The 17,241-nt window shown below is 63.1% G+C and carries 18 protein-coding genes; 7 read left to right on the plus strand and 11 right to left on the minus strand.

The genetic code is table 11. From position 1 onward, the window contains the following. Positions 1-3 precede the first annotated feature (3 nt). The 6 genes from AWB65_RS08660 to AWB65_RS08685 all read right to left on the minus strand — a co-directional run bounded on the left by AWB65_RS08660 (position 4) and on the right by AWB65_RS08685 (position 3,780). The gene (locus AWB65_RS08660) at positions 4-735 is read right to left on the minus strand and encodes a fimbrial biogenesis chaperone (RefSeq protein ID WP_235007556.1); all 732 of its coding nucleotides are present in this window, start codon (positions 733-735) and stop codon (positions 4-6) included. Between the two features lie 95 nt (positions 736-830). Next, entirely contained in the window at positions 831-1,340 is a 510-nt protein-coding gene (locus tag AWB65_RS08665) for a Csu type fimbrial protein (protein WP_087666759.1), read from the minus strand. Positions 1,341-1,485: 145 nt separating this feature from the next. Next, positions 1,486-1,794 carry a hypothetical protein gene (locus AWB65_RS08670; RefSeq protein ID WP_087666760.1) on the minus strand — a complete coding sequence of 103 codons (309 nt, stop codon included), beginning with the start codon at positions 1,792-1,794 and terminating at the stop codon, positions 1,486-1,488. Positions 1,795-2,040: 246 nt separating this feature from the next. After that, positions 2,041-2,406 carry a copper resistance CopC family protein gene (locus AWB65_RS08675; RefSeq protein ID WP_087666761.1) on the minus strand — a complete coding sequence of 122 codons (366 nt, stop codon included), beginning with the start codon at positions 2,404-2,406 and terminating at the stop codon, positions 2,041-2,043. After that, the gene (locus tag AWB65_RS08680; RefSeq protein WP_200821690.1) at positions 2,403-3,329 is read right to left on the minus strand and encodes a hypothetical protein; all 927 of its coding nucleotides are present in this window, start codon (positions 3,327-3,329) and stop codon (positions 2,403-2,405) included. Before AWB65_RS08680 ends, AWB65_RS08675 begins: the two co-directional genes overlap by 4 nt. Before the next feature lie 85 nt (positions 3,330-3,414). Further along, positions 3,415-3,780, minus strand: a complete 366-nt coding sequence (locus tag AWB65_RS08685; protein WP_087666762.1) for a DUF2946 domain-containing protein — start codon at positions 3,778-3,780, stop codon at positions 3,415-3,417. A gap of 233 nt (positions 3,781-4,013) precedes the next feature. Here AWB65_RS08685 and AWB65_RS08690 point away from each other — a divergent pair, with 233 nt between their 5' ends. The 3 genes from AWB65_RS08690 (at position 4,014) to AWB65_RS08700 (ending at position 6,379) form a co-directional block, all read left to right on the plus strand. Next, positions 4,014-4,526 carry a septal ring lytic transglycosylase RlpA family protein gene (locus tag AWB65_RS08690; protein WP_087666763.1) on the plus strand — a complete coding sequence of 171 codons (513 nt, stop codon included), beginning with the start codon at positions 4,014-4,016 and terminating at the stop codon, positions 4,524-4,526. A 70-nt stretch (positions 4,527-4,596) separates the two neighbouring features. After that, on the plus strand, positions 4,597-5,295 hold the full coding sequence (locus AWB65_RS08695; RefSeq protein WP_087666764.1) for a hypothetical protein: 699 nt from the start codon (positions 4,597-4,599) through the stop codon (positions 5,293-5,295). A 13-nt stretch (positions 5,296-5,308) separates the two neighbouring features. After that, positions 5,309-6,379 carry a linear amide C-N hydrolase gene (locus AWB65_RS08700; protein ID WP_087666765.1) on the plus strand — a complete coding sequence of 357 codons (1,071 nt, stop codon included), beginning with the start codon at positions 5,309-5,311 and terminating at the stop codon, positions 6,377-6,379. 18 nt (positions 6,380-6,397) lie between these two features. On the opposite strand, the gene AWB65_RS08705 is transcribed toward AWB65_RS08700, so the two are convergent. Beyond that, entirely contained in the window at positions 6,398-7,453 is a 1,056-nt protein-coding gene (locus AWB65_RS08705; protein WP_087666766.1) for a catalase family protein, read from the minus strand. A 440-nt stretch (positions 7,454-7,893) separates the two neighbouring features. On the opposite strand from AWB65_RS08705, the gene AWB65_RS08715 reads away from it, so the two are divergent. Continuing rightward, complete coding sequence (locus tag AWB65_RS08715; RefSeq protein ID WP_087666768.1) at positions 7,894-8,508, plus strand: HAD family hydrolase; 615 nt, start codon at positions 7,894-7,896, stop codon at positions 8,506-8,508. A 22-nt stretch (positions 8,509-8,530) separates the two neighbouring features. Here the strand turns inward: AWB65_RS08715 and kdgT are convergent, their stop codons facing one another. After that, entirely contained in the window at positions 8,531-9,547 is a 1,017-nt protein-coding gene (gene kdgT / locus AWB65_RS08720; RefSeq protein ID WP_087666769.1) for a 2-keto-3-deoxygluconate transporter, read from the minus strand. A 240-nt stretch (positions 9,548-9,787) separates the two neighbouring features. On the opposite strand from kdgT, the gene AWB65_RS08725 reads away from it, so the two are divergent. Genes AWB65_RS08725 through AWB65_RS08735 form a run of 3 tightly spaced genes read left to right on the plus strand, consistent with a single transcriptional unit; the run spans position 9,788 to position 13,484 of the window. Further along, a complete protein-coding gene (locus tag AWB65_RS08725; RefSeq protein ID WP_087666770.1) occupies positions 9,788-10,264 on the plus strand; it encodes a VOC family protein in 477 nt (158 codons plus the stop codon). Between the two features lie 21 nt (positions 10,265-10,285). Continuing rightward, positions 10,286-10,825: a DUF4142 domain-containing protein gene (locus AWB65_RS08730; protein WP_087666771.1), complete on the plus strand. Its 540-nt coding sequence runs from the start codon at positions 10,286-10,288 to the stop codon at positions 10,823-10,825. Between the two features lie 46 nt (positions 10,826-10,871). Then, a complete protein-coding gene (locus AWB65_RS08735; protein WP_087666814.1) occupies positions 10,872-13,484 on the plus strand; it encodes a glycoside hydrolase family 15 protein in 2,613 nt (870 codons plus the stop codon). 56 nt (positions 13,485-13,540) lie between these two features. On the opposite strand, the gene AWB65_RS08740 is transcribed toward AWB65_RS08735, so the two are convergent. The 3 genes from AWB65_RS08740 to AWB65_RS08750 are packed head-to-tail and all read right to left on the minus strand — an operon-like array spanning position 13,541 to position 17,236. After that, positions 13,541-14,845, minus strand: a complete 1,305-nt coding sequence (locus AWB65_RS08740; RefSeq protein WP_087666772.1) for an MFS transporter — start codon at positions 14,843-14,845, stop codon at positions 13,541-13,543. A 30-nt stretch (positions 14,846-14,875) separates the two neighbouring features. After that, positions 14,876-15,682, minus strand: a complete 807-nt coding sequence (locus tag AWB65_RS08745) for an enoyl-CoA hydratase/isomerase family protein (protein WP_235007558.1) — start codon at positions 15,680-15,682, stop codon at positions 14,876-14,878. A gap of 39 nt (positions 15,683-15,721) precedes the next feature. After that, positions 15,722-17,236, minus strand: coding sequence for an acyl CoA:acetate/3-ketoacid CoA transferase (locus tag AWB65_RS08750; protein ID WP_087666774.1), 1,515 nt, complete (start codon positions 17,234-17,236; stop codon positions 15,722-15,724). Positions 17,237-17,241 lie beyond the last annotated feature (5 nt).

Raw genomic sequence — 17,241 nt, forward strand, 5'->3', positions numbered from 1 at the left:
GGGTCAACGCGCGGGTACAGCCGACACCGCTGCCCCGCTGGCCGGCTCGACGGCGATCCGGGTCGTGAATGCCTCGCCGTTGACGACGGCGTGCAAGGTCGCCGACGCCGCGCCCGCAGGCGCACCCGCGATCGGCCAGCGTCGCGTGGCGTGTGGCAGGGCGTAGCCGAGGAGGCCTGACGAGACTTGCGTCGATTGACCATTCGGCCATTCGAGCCGGACCTGGCTCAGTTGGGCGTGACCCGTCGCGTGGTTCGCGGCGCGCAGCATCAGCGCTGCGCCCGACGCGGCCGAAGCGGGCGGCGCAGCGTGCTCGAGCGCGAAATCGACGACCGGCGGCTTGCCCTCGGGCGCGCCGACGAACACCGGTACGGAATAGCGCAACTGGACGCGCACGCCCGTGGTCTGCGCGGTCTGGTCGTTCGGAATTTCGTCGATCAGCAGGCGATACGTCTCTTCCTCGGTCACCGGCGTATTGCCGACGCGCAGAATGCGCACCGTCTGATCGGCACCGGGCGCGATCTGCACGATCGGTGGACTGGCGACTACCCGGTCGCTGCGCTCGAGGTGGTCTTCGTCGAGCGCCTGGGACCAGCCGAACACGCGGACTTGCGCGTTGATCGGCGTCGTGCCGTCGTTGTGCAGGGTCAGCGCGGCCGCGGGGCGATCGGCGGAGAGATCGAGACGAATCGGGGAGACTTGCAGGGCGGCGGCGTCAGCGAATTGCGCAGGCACGAACGCAATCAGCCCCGCGCCGAGCAAGACAGCGGCGCGAGGTAAAAGCCGGCCGGCGAGCCGTTGAATGGCCCGTTGGAACTGCGCACGCCGCATCAGAACGTGACAGTCGCGGTGACAGTCGACGAGTAGGTGCCGGCGGCGGGGGTGTTCTGCGGCGCGACGCGGCCGTAGACGGTCAGGGTCTGCGCGGCGCCCGTGCCCGTGCCGGATTGTGTGTCGGTGCCGACCGTCTGACCCCAGATGAGCGAGCGCGCCGCGTCACGGTAGAGCTGATAGGCGACTGTCGGCGCCGGCGTGCCAGTGCCGCCGAGGAGGCGGTTGGCAACCGTCGAACCGCCGGTCGAGCCAGCGTCGAGACCGACGTTGTAGGGCGCGCCATTGGTGCAGGTGACCGAGAGCGTGGTCGTTTGATCGATGTTCGTCGCGATGACGCCGGAATTACCGAAGTTCAACGTGTTCGCGGCAATCTGGCAGTCGTTTTGCAGCGTCAGCGTGACGCTGAACGTAGTGGTGCGGGTAGCGGCCAATGCGCCGAACGGCAACAACGGCGCGGCTGCCAGGGCGAACGACAACAACGAAACGGGAATGGAACGACGACGCATCTCTCAACCTCACTCGTGGACCCTTTGCGCTGAAGTCGCGCGTTTTTTGGGCAGGCGAGCGAAATTATGTCGATTCCTCGTACCAGAACGGTAACGGTTTGTAACTTGTGTACGTCATGACACAGACAAAGGATAGACGCTTGATTCAAAAAGCAATTTCTATGTATTTTTCACCGCTGGCAGGCGTCGTGTTATCGGTCGAAATGACCGACGTTGCAAACGGCTTGTCCGTGAGGACGCTGTACTGGCCGCCCGCGATGCATGCCACGGTGGTGCGACGGTCGTCCGTATTCATGGTGCAGCGATCGAGGACGGTCAGCGACACGCGGACTTCCCCTACTTGCGTGCCGGCGCGTGCCGACGGTATGCCGATCAGCAGAAGAGCGGCCAGGGTGGCAAGCGTGGCGACGGCTGGTTTGATGACCGATTGTTGTTTTGACAGCGGGCGGTTCATATTGGAGAGGAGACGAAGTTGGAGCGTTGCGGTCGCCGAGGAAACGGCCGCGGGCGAAACAATGGCTCACCTGATTCAGTTAACGGCAACGTCGATTGCGACTTGAATGCCGGGCTTCTGGTACCGGAGCGCTGCGCGCTCAATACACTGCGCGGCGTCGGAAGCTTGAGACCTTGCCGCTGGTGCAAGGCCTACTTCCTCAAGGATACCGACGCCGCTTTTTCGCCGCGACAACGCAATCGAACATTACTTAGTGACGAATTTGTAATGCCCTTGCGTTCGGTGGCCGTCATCGGCAACGGCCACCCACGCAACGGTGTATGCGCCCGGAGCGAGACTGGTCAGTGCCACTTTCATCGCCTTCTTGTTGCCCGCGTCCACTGCCGATTTGCCACTGGTCACTGACTTCCCCTGCGCGTCCGTTACCGTGATCGAACTGAAGGCAGGCTCGAGCGCGTCGTCGAATTCGATCGATACCTCGTGCGGCGCCGGCGAGACGGTCGCGCCCGCCTCGGGCGATTGATGCGTCGGATAAGCGTGCGCGCAAGCAAGTTGCGCGAGCACGAGGGCTGAAGCGGCAACGAGGCCGCGCATGAGAGTGGTCGTGTTCATGGATGAAGGAGCGGTTTGCCGACTGAGTTCGGCAAGATGTCGTCGAGGTAGAAATGCGCTTGAAGCAGTACGCCCGTGTGTCTGCCGGACGCCCGATTGACCGGCAACTGCGCCTCGATGCCGAGTTGTCCCCAGCGAGTGAGCCAGATCACCCCGGGATTGATCGTGCCGGTCGTATGGCCCGAACAGGGTCCTTGCGTGCATGTGTTCATTGGGAATTCGACCACTGGAATGAAGTTGTTGAACGGCGCTCCGAGCCCCAGGTTTTTGACCTGCGATTGCAGATAGGGAATGCTGTACTGAATCGTGACGCCCCAATCGAGTGAATTCGGCGCCGACGCATTCGTCGTGTAGTTCGGCGCGATTTCGCCGGTAATGGCGAGTGGTCGCAGAAAACTCAGGCTATCGGGCAAGTCTCCGAAGCCCTTGCCGAAGAAGAGCGCTGGCGCGACCGTCGAGAACGAGTCGCTGACCGATTTCGCGCCGGTGCCTCCGAGCGCCGCACTCACGCCCACCGACACCATGAACTCGTGCTTCGCGTTCACGTACGCCAGATACTTGAGCCCGAGTTCGACGTTGTCGAAGCCTTTGGCAGAACCGCTCTCCGGCGCGTTCTGGCTGAGATAAGCGCCCCCGACACTCAGCGCCAGATTCGAGGTGATCAGCTTGTCCCATTCGAAGGACGTCGAGTTGAAGTTGGCGTCGTTGCCGTCGTCGTTCGGCGCCTTGATGTGGCCGAACTGGAAGTTGACTTCATCGCCGACGCCGGGATCGTCGACTGACATCGTCGCCGGGAAAACGCGGTCACCGGCGATGGCGTGTGCGCTCGCGGGCGCGTTGTATAGAAGCGAGGCAGCGGCAGCCGTCACGGCGAGCGAAGCCGTGAGCAGCGTCACGCCGCCACGTGTTGACGTGGTTTGCATGGGCTCATCCTTGAAGACGGTCGTAATGGTGCGCGCGCAGCCGGGAGCGGACGCGCGATGGCACGGAGTTTCTATGCGACTCGGATCAGGATGCGAAAGGTGGCGCGCGCGGCTGCGCAATGGTCAGCGTGAGAACACGCCGCAGGCTCTTGAAGCGTGTGGCGGTGCGATGCTGGACGGCCCAGACCGTGAACGCAAAGACCGCGAGCGCGCTGGGCAGTGCAGGTACGTGGGTAAGGAGATGGCAATAGCCGCATGCCTGCCCGTCGTGCAGGGATGAATGGTGGCCGGTTGCTTCGTCGGGCGACGGTTGTGCGGAGCAGAAGGAGTGGGAATGCGCATGGTGACCGCTTTGCGCGAGCGTCTGCGAGACGACGGGCGCGAACGTCACGAGCAGGATTGCAAGCAATCCGAGCATGAAGCCGATCTTCCGGTGAAAGCGGCTGCGCATATCGGGCTGGATAGTTGAGAGTACCCGTCGATTTCGGGCGATTATGCCATGCGGTCAGCGGGTTGCCGATTGCTCGACGAGTCAGGCAGGCGCACCGAGTTGACGCAGACTGGCTTCGGCAGCGACAGGGATCGCGTATTGAACTGACGAACGTTCGACCGATACCATACAGACATTCCTCAGCCCGCCGACCGGGCGCCCGTTGCCTTCGACAGGCCTCAAAGGAGTGGCAGATGGGACGTAATCTTCAGACCACCGAGAACAGGCTGCGAGCCGCGCGTCGAGCGCTGCTGTTTCTGGCTTTGTCGTGCTTTGTGAGCACGGCGCTTCCGGCGCAGAAATCGTCATCGACGGATGCCAGTCACGCGAGCAAGAAAACATCGCAGCACACCGGTCTCGATCATTCCGGCAAGCCTCGAAAAGGCAAGGCCTCTTACTATGGCCGGGAGTTCTACAAGAAGAAAATGGCCGATGGTACGAAGATGAATCCGCAATCCAATGCCGCCGCCAGCAAGACTCTCCCGCTCGGCACCAAGGCCCGGGTCACGAATCTGGAGAACGGCAACAGCGAGGTGGTGGAAATCAGGGATCGCGGTCCTTACGTCAAGGATCGAATCGTCGACGTGTCGCCGAAGACCGCCGACAAGCTCGGTTTGAAGGAGAACGGTACTGCGCGCGTCGAAGTCAAGCCGATCGAAGTGCCGCAGCCCGACGGGACGGTGAAGCAGGGCGCAGGGGCGCAGTAAGCGTTCCGCGCGCAAGACGTCGCATCGAGCATAAAATCGCCTGATGTCCTTCCATCGATGGCGGGCCGTCATGAACACACACGACGCACATGGCGTTCGACCGGCGCTCGCGGCGCTTTGCATGGCTTCGCTTGGGACGCTCGCCGCGTGCGGGGCAAACTCCTGCATCGGTTTTGACGGTTGCAGCGGCGCTGACGTGATCCCGAGCGTCGCGCTATCCGGCACCGCCGCGACCGGCAAGGCGCTCGCCAGCGCGACGGTCGGTGTCACTTGTGCGCAAGGCTCCGGCTCCACGCTGTCCGATGGCGGCGGGCATTACAGCATCACGCTCAACGCCGCGCTTCCTTGCATCCTCACTGTGACTTCCGGCGGCACGACCCTGCACTCGCTGGTGATCGCCGGCGGCACGTTCAATACGACGCCCGAGACCGAGCTGATGCTCGTCTACCTTGCTTCTCAACTCGATACGACCGAAAGCAACCTCATTGCAGGTTTCCCCGGCGACGCGCGCATTCAGCAAGTGCTTGCGAACGCGGGCAATGTGATGGCTGCCCAGTCGGCGGTCGTCGGGAATCTGCAGCAGCGCTATTCGGTCACGCTGTCGACGCCGGCGTTTCTGACGACACCGTTCATCGCCGGACAAGCAGGCGTCGACAGCGATCTCGATGCACTGGCGAAAGCAGGCGCCATCGATGCCAACGGTATGCCCGATGCCGCTGCTGTCTCATTGCTGACGACGGCGGGTCGCGCGCATGCCTTGACGATGTGAAAAAGGAGTCGCCATGCGCCATCGTAGTGCGTCAGTTCTGACATGCACCGTCATCGCAGCGATGCTCTTCGTCACATCGCTTGCGTCGCTCGGCTGCACCCGCGTGGTCTATCTCGGCGACAACGACGACGTCATCACGGCCCGCTCGATGGACTGGAAACTCGACGTCGCGACGAACCTCTATGTCCTGCCCCGCGGCATCGCGCGCACCGGAGAAGCCGGCTCGAATTCGCTCAAATGGACCGCGAAATACGGCAGCGTGGTGGCGACCGGCTACGACGTGTCCACCACCGACGGCATGAACGAAAAGGGCCTTGCCGCGGAACTGCTCTGGCTCGTCGAATCGCAATACCCGTCGTACGGCCAAGACTCGAAGCCAGGCCTCACCATCGCCGCCTGGGCGCAATACGTGCTCGACAACTTCGCGACCGTGGCGGAAGCCGTCGCCGCGCTCGATAAGGAACCGTTCACCATCGTCACGGACAACGTGCCCGGCGAGCAGCGCCTGGCCACGCTGCACCTTGCGATCTCCGATGCGACGGGCGATAGCGCGATCGTCGAATACGTCGGTGGGAAACAGATCATCCATCACGGCCGGCAGTATCAGGTCATGACGAACTCGCCGATCTTCGACGAACAACTCGCCCTGAACGAGTACTGGAAGCAGATCGGCGGCACCGTGTGGCTGCCCGGCACCAATCGCTCCGCTGACCGTTTCGCCCGCGCTTCGTTCTATATCAACGCGATTCCGAAGAGCGAGGACCCCCCGATCGCGCTCGCCAGCGTCTTCAGCGTGATCCGCAATGTGTCGGTGCCGTTCGGCATCACGACGCCCGGAGAGCCGAACATCTCGTCGACTCGCTGGCGCACGGTCGCGGACCACAAGCGCATGCTTTATTTCTTTGAATCGGCTTTGACGCCGAACACATTCTGGGTCGATCTCAGGAAGCTGGATTTCTCCCCCAACGCACGGGTCAAGCGTCTCGATCTCGGCAAGGATCAGCGCAATACGTTCGACGGCGAAGTGTCGGGGAAATTTCAGCCCGCGCCACCATTTCGATTTCTTGGGCTCGATTCCCGCTGACGCCACGCGGCACTGCCATCAAGTAATGGGCCTGTCACGAAGAACCTGGCGTGCATCGTCACTCGAAAGCAACCCGCGACCCCTGCGGTTCGCGGCGCTCGCAGCATAAACGTCCTTGCGTGCGTGCGTGATTCCGAGCGGCCGAAAGCCGTTGGCCGGATTGAACGCCATCTGATTGACGGTCGTCTCGTCGGCGTCCGAAGGCGGCGACGAAATCTCCAGCATGCCAACCTGAACGAGCGGCGCGTCCCACGCCACCGAGGCGTCGTTCACCGGTGTGCGTTCTTCGTCGATGAAAAGCTGCACGTCGAGCCGCCATCTGACCGGACCGTTCGCAAGCCGGCCGATGATGTCCTCGCGGAGATAGTCGTCCGCGTGCCTGTCCCCGACTGTGCCCGCGACGCTCGACTCGTGCGGCGACAGCACGTACTTGATGGCGGCATCGCCCAGTTGCACGACCGATCCCCAGTAACGCTCGGTCGCGAGACTCGCCACCTCGTGAAACTTGATTTCCCTGGCAAGGATCTCGAGCGCGTGAATGCCGTCGCCCGCCTTGAGTTCGCCCGACGACAATTCGTGCACGATCTTGCCGGACGCGTCGGCCAGGCCGTCGGCGAGGTTCGCCACGATAATGTCGGCCACCGCCATGAATTGCGTCGCGTTGCGCGTATGCGAACGGCCGCCTTCGTTCGTCATCAGCAGATCGGTTTCGATTCCGTCAGCGGTGAAGAACTTCAGCGCGACGCCGCGCACGTCCGCTTTAGTATCGGCGAAGGGGCACGGCTGCCCGTTCGAGAAGCGGCACGCCACGCGATATTCCACCGCCTGCCCGGCTGCATCGCGCTCGATGAACGGACCGGCTCGAACGGCGGCGGGGATCGTTTCGGCAAGGCGCAGGACGCCGAATGCGCCGAGCAGTTGCTTCTGGTGCTGCGCGCGGTCGATACGGCCGCCGAGGTTGGTATGAGTGCTCGCGGCGATCGCCTGCTGCTGCGCGCCAACGCGCTCGACGAGCGTGGCGATCGTGTTCGCATCGTCGGGCTGGTCGGTCCAGCCGGTGCCTTCGGTGTTCATGGTGTCGCTCCTTCACGGGTGTCGTCCGTGATCAAAACGATGATTGAAGTGTAGGCGTTTTCAGCGGGTCGCAGACTGCGGATATGAACGTGCGCTGCGGCGAGATTGCCGACGATACGATGTAAAGACGGTCGTAGAATATCGATTTGAATTGCTTTGTGGTGCGACTTCAAGGAGACGACATGAACGCGGTGTGCCCGCTGCACGGGCCAACGAAAATAATCGGCACGAATGCGTACGGCTTTCCGGTCTATGCGTGCTGTTGCGACGACACGGCGTATGTGGCCCCACCGGATGCCTGTACGCGAGCACCCACGCAACGTGGATGCGACCCGCAGCCCGAACAACCGAAGACGCGCAAGGAATAATGGCGTAGCGCGCCGTTAATTTCGTTCTTGCAGAATGGAGGCTCAGGAACGTCTTCGACAGCGAGGCATGTCATGCCATCACCGATATCCCTCGTGCTATTCGACATGGAAGGCGTGCTGACGCACTACGACCGCTCCGTGCGAGTCGATCATCTGTCGGCGACGACGGGCTGCCCGCCCGACATGGTGCGCCACGCCATCTGGGGTTCCGGTCTGGAAGCGCGCGCCGACGCCGGCCAGATCACCGACGACGAATATTTGGGCGCCTTGGGTGAAATGCTCGGTTGCCGGGTCGATCGCGAGGCATGGCTGGCAGCGCGCCGCGCGTCGATCACGCCCAACGCGCTGTCGCTCGCGCTTGCAGAACGCGTGGCCGAGCGGCACAGAATCGCGGTGCTGACCAATAACTGCCGTCTCGTCACCGACCATATCGGCTATCTGAATCCGGGCGTCGCGCGGGTGTTCGGCCCCCACGTGTATGCATCCGCTTCATTCGGCGCGTCGAAACCGGCGGCCGAGGCGTATTTGCGCTGTGTGGAGCAGCTCGGCGTCGTCGCGAGCGAGACGCTTTTCATCGACGATACAGACGCCAACGTCTCCGGCGCAGTCGATGCAGGGCTGCATGGCTACCATTTCGTCGGCGCCGCTGCGCTCTCGGAAGAACTGGAGCGCTGGCGGCTCGTGTGAGCGCAAGCTCTACTGCAACACGCTAGGCATGCACGTCCCGCTCGCCGATCGGTCGCACGGTTTCATTTGCCTGCGTCTCCTCCACCCCGTGGCGAGCACGATACCGGCGAACCCACAGCGCGGTCAGAATCGGCACGAGGATGGCCGTCACCAGGCACGCGGTCGCGACCATCGCCGTCGCCGCCGGTACGAGCGGCTTGAAACGCGGAATCATCTCGCCGATGATCGCCGGATTCGCTACCGCCGCCCCCGCCGTCGACGACGCCGCCAGTCCTGCCGCGCCGTTGCCGCCGGCAATCCAGCGGTCCGCGAAGATCAGCGGGATGCCCGTCACGACGATGACCCCGAGCCCGAGGATGATGCCCGGCAATCCGCTCGTCACGATCACGTGCAGGTCGATGCCGTTGCCGAGCGCAAAGCCGAAGAACGGAATCAGCGGATGGACGCAGCGGCCGAAGAGTTCGCGCAGGTCGCCGTCGAGGTTGCCGAGCGTGAAGCCGACCAGAAACGGCAGCACCGCGCCGACGAAAAGCCGCGGCTCGAAGAACGCGACGCCCGTCGCGCCGAGAATGAGCATGCTGACGAGCGGCCCGGATTCCACCGACATCAGCACGAACGCGCCCGCCTCTTCGCGACTGCCGTATTGCTGCATGACGGCGGCGTAGAGACCGCCGTTGGTCATGTCCATCGACGTCGTGATGGCCAGCACGGACAGCCCCGCGAAGACACCGCTCTTGATCCCATCGATTGGGATGAAGTGTGCCGCGATGATCGTCGCGACCCATGCGACGAGCATCTTCGTGACGAGCAACGTGCCCGATTTGCGCAACACGGTTCCGGTCGCGCGAAGATCGATGGTCGCGCCCATGCAGAAGAACCAGACCGCGAGGATCGGCACGGTGCCGCTGATGAGGCCGTTGGTGAACGAGCCGAAGTATTTGCCCGCACCCGGTGCGAACGTATGAACGCAGGCGCCGAGCAGCAAGGGCACCAGCATGAGGCCGCCTGGAATGCGGTCAATCGCTTTCTTGATTTTCACGTCTCCTCCGTGGTTTGTCTGTACGGATGGCGGGCTCGTCTGCCCGGTGCGCTCGCCGTTTGTGCCAACGTGCGTAACGCTCTGGCGCAATATAGCATCGCTTTTTTCAGTGCGCTCGACACGCTCGAAAAGAGAAGTTAATCGTTTACCCGAGAGCGCTCGGCGTCACGGAGTCCGGGTTGTGACGCGCGTGTTGCAGACTATTATCGAAAGTCGTTGCCAACTGAAAAGGAGATGACAATGCCTGAGCTCGTCACATGCGTGTGGTTCGATGAAGGTCGAGCACGCGAGGCGGCTGAGTTTTACGCCGCCACCTTTCCCGACAGCCATGTCGATGCAGGGCATGTATCGCCTATACCGGGCATCGGGCAGGGCCCGGAATTGACGGTCGAGTTCACCGTGCTCGGCCGGCGTTTCGTGGGGCTCAACGGCGGCCCCAATTACAAGCCGACCGAGGCGATCAGCTTCATGGTCCTGACAGATGATCAGGAAGAAACCGACCGCTACTGGAATGCGGTCGTTGGCAGTGGCGGAGCGGAAGCGCCCTGCGGATGGTGCAAGGATCGATGGGGCTTCTCGTGGCAGATCACACCGAAGCGGTTGCTCGAACTCGTCAACAGCGCTGACCAGAAGGTCGGCAAGCGCGCAATGGAGGCGATGATGACGATGAAGAAGATCGATATAGCCGGGATCGAGCGCGCCGCGACCGCTGATTGACGCATACACGCCGGAGTCGAGATGAAAGCCACACGCATCGCCGTAATCTCGCTCTTCGTTCTCGCGTGGATGACTCAGGCGTACGGACAAGGCGAACGTCTGAACGACGCGCAAATGGCGGGCGTCGTCTTTGTTGCGAATCAGGCGGAGATCGCTGCGGGCGAACTCGCGTTGCAGAGGACCCAGTCCAGAAGCGTGCAGGCGTTCGCAAGGCGCATCGTTGCGGAACATGGACAGGTCAATCAGGAGATCGCCGCGTTGACGCAAAGACTCGCGGCCAGTCTGCAACGAAGCGCAACCAGCGACGCATTGACCAAGGAAGCCAAAGACGATCTGACGAGGCTCAATGAAGTCGACTCGCGCGGATTCAGCGAAGCGTATCTGGATCGCGAGGTCGACAGTCTCGGGCGATTGGTCAACGCCACGGATGCCTTCATCCGATCAACATCGAGCGCGGACCTCAGAACGCTCCTGATCCGCTCCCGCCCGTCCTTCATTTTTCATCTCGATCAGGCGCGGCAACTGAATCTGTCGATAGGTTCGCCGGGCATCGGGCGATAGGCCGGGAACCCGCAACGCGCGGAGGCACACCATGAAACTCAAACGCATGCTTCGGTGGAGTTTCGCGGTGCTGGCCGCATCGATGTTCGGCGCGGCACTCGCGCAGACAACCGGTGAAGCATTCGGCAGCCCTGGCGCAGCGGCGCTGCATGGTCCGGCGCGCAAGTCCTTTCTTGGGACAGCGCTGACATCGGCTTCGCAGGTCTATTTCACCGGGTATCGCGGTATCGTTTCGGAGGTCTTTTACCCGGTGCTGGACACGACGGAATCGGTCGATCTGCAGTTCCTTGTCGGCGATGCGGGCAGCGCATCCGTCGATGAGGAGAAGCTTCAGCCGTACAAGGCTGCGCAGACCGATCCGCGCACCATGAGCTGGCAAGTGACGACGGGCAATAGCGCGCACAACTGGCAGATCGACAAGACCGTCTACAGCGATCCCAGGCGCAATTCACTGATCGAACGCGTGACGTTTCGCGCACTGAACGGCACGCGTCTCTCCGATCACAATCTCTATCTGCTGTTCAAGCCGCATCTCGACAATTTCGGCTCGGGCAACACAGCATGGACCGCGACCGCCGCCAATGGCCGCACGATGCTCGTCGGCAACCGGAATGCGCGCTATTCGGCGCTCGCGGTGTCGTTGCCGTGGAAAGTGAAAGGCGGCACGGCGATGGTTTCAAACGGCTTCGTCGCGCAAAGCGATGGCTGGACCGACCTTCTCGGCGGCGCGGCGCCGGACAAAACGATGGACTGGACGTATTCATCGGCGACGGGCGGCAACGTTGCGCAGATGGGCTGGCTGGACACGGGCGATGCCAGCGCGAGCAGCGTTTCGTTCAACGTGGTGCTGTCGTTCGACAGCGGGTCCGCGAACGGCGCGATGCAGACCGCCGCAAGCACCCTCGGCGACGACCTCGACGGCCTGCGCAACCAGTACGACGCCGCGTGGCATACCTACACTGCGGGCCTCTCGACGCAGGGCGGCAGCGCCGACAACGAGTACTACCTCGCCGCGATGACGCTCAAGACCATGCAGGACAAGAGCAACGGCGCAATGATCGCGGGCATCGGCACGCCTTGGGGCGAGACGCAGGGTGAGGGTAACATCGGCGGCTATCACCTCGTGTGGTCGCGCGATCTCTTCAAGTTCGCCAATGCGCTGATCACGGCGGGCGATACCGCCACACCGGAGACCGTCGTCCACTATCTCTTTGACACGCAGCAGCAAAAAACCGACTGCGGCAGGGCTGAATACGACGCCGACGGCTGTGCTCAAGGATTCAGCCGGACCGGCCGCTTTCCGCAGAATTCGTGGGTCAGCGGCTGGCCATACTGGCAGGGCACGCAGATGGACGAGCAGGCGATGCCGATCCTGCTCGCGTGGCGGCTGGGTCCGGGCGTGTATAACGCGTTGTGGCCGCAGATCCGGCTGACCGCCGACTACATTCTCGATACGGGTCCGTGGACGTATCAGGATCGCTGGGAAGAGAACGCCGGCTATTCGCCTTCGACGATCGCCGCCGAAGTCGCGGGGCTCGTTGCCGCCGCGCGCATCGCAGGGGAGAACGGCGACGTCGCGCGTGCCGGCAAATATCTCAGCGCCGCCGACTACTGGCAGCAGAACGTGACGCGCTGGACTTTCACGAGCAGTGGCTTCTACGGCAGCGGCCGATACTACGTCCGAATCAATCCGGCGAGCATGGGCCGGTCGGGCAGCGGCCCGCAGGTTTTCGAGCCGGCGAGCTATCCCGACTCGGGGCAGAACTACCTCGTCAAGAACGGCGGCGGCACGCGGGACGAGCGCGCGGTCGTCGACGGCGGCTTTCTGGAACTGGTCCGCATGGGCGTCAAGCGCGCCGGCGATCCGACGATCGTGAGCACGCTGGCAGTCTACGACGCCGTGCTCGCGACGACCATCAAGGACGCGAACCAGGCGTGGTTCCGCTACAACTTCGACGGCTACGGCGAGCACAACGACGGCAGCAATTTCGACGGGACCGGTGTCGGACGCGCGTGGCCCATCTTCACCGCCGAGCGCGGCATGTACAGCATCGCGAGAAGTGGAACCGGCAGCAGCGGCGCGCCGTACCTCGATGCGATCAGAACCTACGCAACGCCCGAGGGCTTCATCCCCGAGCAGATCTGGACGAACACCACGACGCTGCCCGACAACTGGCAAGTGGTGACGCCGGCGGGCGTGACAGTCGGCACGCCGACCGGGTCGATGGCGCCGCTCAACTGGGCGATGGGCGAATACATCAGCCTGCTGGCATCGATCCGCGCGGGCAGGGTGGTCGATATCCCGACGATCGTGTGTGCGCGCTATGCCAATTGCGTGGCTCCGCCGTCGAGCGGCGAGTTGGTCGTCACGTTCAGCGTGAACGCCGCTACGCAATCAGGGCAATACGTGTACGTTACCGGCGATACCGCGGCGCTCGGGAACTGGGACACGGACCTTGGTTTGCCGCTGGACCCAGCAAGCTATCCGATATGGAAAAACGCGTCGAATCTCGCGGCGGCGACAAACGTTCAATACAAGTACTACCGCAAGAATTCCGACGGCAGCGTGACTTGGGAAAACGTGGCGGGTGGGGGCAATCGGATGTTGAACGTGCCGGCATCGGGCGGCGCGGCTGTGAATGACGTCGTCAGTTGGTAGCGGTGTGGCCCAACGCGCGGCGAGCGGCTGACCGCCCGTCAAGCCGTGCATCGACATCACATTGCCGAATCCGCTGACAGGTTCTTCAACGCCGACGTCGTCACCTGAGAAGGCTGTATCGCCCGCATGACGACCCAGGCGACGAGATACGCCGATCCGCAAATGATGAACAGTATGTTATAGCCAGCACCGATGTTGCCGAGCACCTTGAAGTGATCGAGAACGGCACCCACCAGGAGGGGAAACAACGTCGCACCCAAAGCACCCGCCAGTCCGCCGATCCCGACGACCGATCCCACCAGCTCTTTCGGGAACATGTCGGAAGGCGTCGTGAAGAGATTCGCCGACCATCCCTGATGCGCGGCGGCCGCGAGGCTCAGGAGGCCGACCATCGCCCACATGTTCTCGATCCACGGCGAGAAGGCGATCGGCACGACGAGAAACGCGAGCGCGAGCATCGTCGTTCGGCGCGCCCGGCCGACGGGCCAGCCGCTCGCGATCAGCTTCGATGAAATCCAGCCCCCGCCGATGCTGCCGATCGAAGTCGCCGTGTAGACGATCACGAGCGGCAGGCCGAGGTTCTTCATGTCGAGATGAAAGCGCGAGTTGAAGTACGACGGCAGCCAGAACAGCATGAACCACCAGATCGGATCGGTAAGTAGCTTGCCGGCAAAAAACGCCCACGTCGCCCGGAGTTTGAGCAGCGAGACCCAACTGACCGAAGGCCCTTTCGACTCCGCCGCAACCCGATCGCCCGCAATGGTTTCGAGTTCCTGACTCGACACCTTCCTGTGCTTTTGCGGCGCCTGATACATCACGTACCAAAACCCCAGCCAGATGAAGCCCGTCAGCCCGGTGACCAGGAACGCGGCTTCCCAGCCGTAGGTTGCCGCGAGCCACGGGACGACCGCCGGAGCCGCGACCGCTCCGATGCTCGTACCCGAGGTCAGTATCCCGACGGCGAGCGCCTGCTCCTTGCGAGGGAACCATTCGGCGACGCTCTTGACCGCGCACGGAAAGCTGCCGGATTCCGATATCCCCAACAGCGCGCGCATCATGCCGAATCCCAGCGTGCTCCTTACGAGCGCGTGACCGCATGCCGCGATGCTCCAGACCAGCACGCAGACACCGTATCCGATCTTGACGCCGACCTTGTCGACCAGTTTGCCCGACAGCACCATCCCGACCGCATAACACGCGGTGAATACCACCACGATGTAGCTGTATTGAACCTCCGTCCAGTTGAACCTCACGGCGAGATCGGGTTTGAGCAGCCCCAACACCTGGCGGTCGAGATAGTTGATCGTAGTTGCGAAGAAAAGCAGCGCGCAAATGCGCCACCGATAGTTTGATCGGTCCATGTTTCGTCTCCTGACTGGGATTGCGTGTCTCTACACGTGACTTGAAGTGTTCCGGGTCATTACTGCCTGGCGGAAGTCCGCGTGACGTTTCTCGCGGAAAGCCTTGACGCCTTCCAGCGCATCGGGCGTCGCCTTGCACACGGAGGCGGCGAATTCGTGGGCAAGCTCGGGATGAGACGACTCGCACATTCTCAAGAGCCGCTTGCCGACGGAAAGCGAGGCTTGCGATCGGCGCTGGAGCACGGCGCAGACCGCGTCGACGCGTGCGTCGAGTTGATCGCCCGGCAGCGCTTCGTTGACGATGCCCCATTCGGTGGCGCGCAGCGCGCTGATCGGTTCGCCGAGCAGCACCATCTCACGCGTCCGGCTCGTGCCGACGAGTTCGGAAAGCCGCTGGCAACCCATCCATCCGGGAATGGCACCGACCGATGCCTCGGGAAATCCGACAGTCGCGTTCGTCGACGCGTATCGCAGATCGCACGACAACGCGAGTTCGAAGCCGCCGCCGAGCGCACTCGCCGACAGCACGGCAATAGTCGGAATATCGAGTTCCGCGATGCGCCGGAAGAGTCGGTTGCCCGCGCGGATGAAGCGGCTTCCCATCGCTTCAGGGTCGATGTCGCCCCATTCGTTGATGTCGGCGCCGCTGGAGAAAAAGCGCTCGCTGGTCGAGCGGAATGTGAGAACCCGAACGTCGCTGTCATCCTCCACTTGTTGCAGCGCCGCGTCGATTGCGCGCAGCATCTCCAGTGTGAGGGCGTTGTGCCGCGAAGGGCGGTTGAGCGTGATCGTCGCGATACGGCCGCTGCGCTCGAAAAGAACATCGGAAGTCGACATGATGGTTAGCCTGAATGGTTCGATGTGAAAGAGTGAAGGCTAGTGCGCCGCGTCCTGCAGCAGGTGATCGGCGATGAGCGGCTCGAACTCCATGCGGGACAGCACGTCTCTGTGCAGGTCCACGCCTTCCGCGATCTCGATGAGCGTCACGCCGAGCGGGTCGAGGCGAAAGACCGCGCGTTCCGTGATGTAGATCACTTCCTTGCCGTCGAGGCGCGCCTGCACGCCGCTGAACGTGATGTGCCGCACCTGCTTCACGAGCTTGGGGAAACTGCCCGGCGAGACGATCTCAAGCCGGTCGTCGTGCCTTGCCACCTTCAGTCCTTTGGCTTCGAATGCTCCGCAAAACACGATCTTCCGGGCGCCTTGCGCGATGTCCATGAAGCCGCCGGGACCGACCACCGTGCTCCCAAGTTTCGACACGTTGACGTTGCCCTCGGCGTCGAATTCGCCCATGCCGAGGAAGGTGACGTCAATGCCGCCGCCGCTGTAGAAATCGAATTGGTCGACGCTCGGAAGGATGGCGTCGGCATTGCGTGCCGCGCCGAACATCGCGCCATCGAGCATGCTGCCGTTGTGAATGCCTTGCTCCACGGAACCCCAGTAATCGGCGCGTCGTCCCTGCGCGCGCAGGATTTCGGGGATGGCGCCCGGAAAGCCGAAGCCGAAATTGACCGATTGATTGCGCCCGAGCTCACGCGCCGCACGTTCGCCGACGATTTCGCGCATGACATCGAGCGTCTGCTTTTCGTCGTCGTCGCCGACTTCCGCGAGCGCCTCGCCGCTGAGCGAAGGATCGTATTCGCTCACGGCGCATTGCCGCTGGGCCTGCCGCTCGACCGTCGTGTCGACGAGGATTCCGGGTACGCGCACGAGCCGTGCGGGCACGTAGGCGTCCGTGCGCCGCTTGACCTGCGCGATCACCTTGCCGCCGCTGTTATGCGCGGCCAGCGCGACTGCGTAGATATCGAGGTCGGCCGGCTCGTGACGCACGCTGAGATTGCCCTTGTCGTCGGCCGAAGACGCCATCACCAGCGCGACATCGACCTTGAACGGCTTGAAGCGCAGGTATTCCTCGCCGCCGATCTGAACGAGCTCGACGAGATCCTCGGTCGTCGCTTCGTTCAGCTTGCCGCCCCCGATGCGCGGATCGACGAACGTGCGCAAGCCGACTCGTGTGATGACACCCGGTCGACCCGCGCCAATCTCGCGGAACAGCGTCGCGATGACGCCGCCCGGAAAACTGTAGGCTTCGATCTCGCCCGCTTCGGCGAGACGCTGCATCGCGGACGACCAGACCCAGTGGCCGCCGATCACACGCCGCACGAGGCCTGCGTGCGCGAGGCGTCCGAGACCGCTGCCCTGTCCATCGCCCACGCCGAGCGCGTGAACGACCGTCAGGTTGCACGGATGACCCGTTTGCAGAAAACGCCGCTCGAGCGCCTGCAACAGCGCGTCGGGTTCGAGCAGGCCGCCGCCCGAACCCGTGATCGCAATCGTCGCGCCGTCGTGAATGCTCGCTACAGCGGTGTCCACATCGGTCCACTTTTTCATGTCGC

This window comes from Caballeronia humi (assembly GCF_001544475.1).
In the GTDB taxonomy this organism is placed as follows: Bacteria; Pseudomonadota; Gammaproteobacteria; order Burkholderiales; family Burkholderiaceae; genus Caballeronia; species Caballeronia humi.

Bases quoted from the DNA above. Each gene is read 5' to 3' on its own strand.
- AWB65_RS08665 (WP_087666759.1), bottom strand. From the start codon at position 1,340: ATGCGTCGTCGTTCCATTCCCGTTTCGTTGTTGTCGTTCGCCCTGGCA.
- AWB65_RS08670 (WP_087666760.1), bottom strand. From the start codon at position 1,794: ATGAACCGCCCGCTGTCAAAACAACAATCGGTCATCAAACCAGCCGTC.
- AWB65_RS08675 (WP_087666761.1), bottom strand. From the start codon at position 2,406: ATGAACACGACCACTCTCATGCGCGGCCTCGTTGCCGCTTCAGCCCTC.
- AWB65_RS08680 (WP_200821690.1), bottom strand. From the start codon at position 3,329: ATGCAAACCACGTCAACACGTGGCGGCGTGACGCTGCTCACGGCTTCG.
- AWB65_RS08685 (WP_087666762.1), bottom strand. From the start codon at position 3,780: ATGCGCAGCCGCTTTCACCGGAAGATCGGCTTCATGCTCGGATTGCTT.
- AWB65_RS08690 (WP_087666763.1), top strand. From the start codon at position 4,014: ATGGGACGTAATCTTCAGACCACCGAGAACAGGCTGCGAGCCGCGCGT.
- AWB65_RS08695 (WP_087666764.1), top strand. From the start codon at position 4,597: ATGAACACACACGACGCACATGGCGTTCGACCGGCGCTCGCGGCGCTT.
- AWB65_RS08700 (WP_087666765.1), top strand. From the start codon at position 5,309: ATGCGCCATCGTAGTGCGTCAGTTCTGACATGCACCGTCATCGCAGCG.
- AWB65_RS08705 (WP_087666766.1), bottom strand. From the start codon at position 7,453: ATGAACACCGAAGGCACCGGCTGGACCGACCAGCCCGACGATGCGAAC.
- AWB65_RS08715 (WP_087666768.1), top strand. From the start codon at position 7,894: ATGCCATCACCGATATCCCTCGTGCTATTCGACATGGAAGGCGTGCTG.
- AWB65_RS08725 (WP_087666770.1), top strand. From the start codon at position 9,788: ATGCCTGAGCTCGTCACATGCGTGTGGTTCGATGAAGGTCGAGCACGC.
- AWB65_RS08730 (WP_087666771.1), top strand. From the start codon at position 10,286: ATGAAAGCCACACGCATCGCCGTAATCTCGCTCTTCGTTCTCGCGTGG.
- AWB65_RS08735 (WP_087666814.1), top strand. From the start codon at position 10,872: ATGCTTCGGTGGAGTTTCGCGGTGCTGGCCGCATCGATGTTCGGCGCG.
- AWB65_RS08740 (WP_087666772.1), bottom strand. From the start codon at position 14,845: ATGGACCGATCAAACTATCGGTGGCGCATTTGCGCGCTGCTTTTCTTC.
- AWB65_RS08745 (WP_235007558.1), bottom strand. From the start codon at position 15,682: ATGTCGACTTCCGATGTTCTTTTCGAGCGCAGCGGCCGTATCGCGACG.
- AWB65_RS08750 (WP_087666774.1), bottom strand. From the start codon at position 17,236: ATGAAAAAGTGGACCGATGTGGACACCGCTGTAGCGAGCATTCACGAC.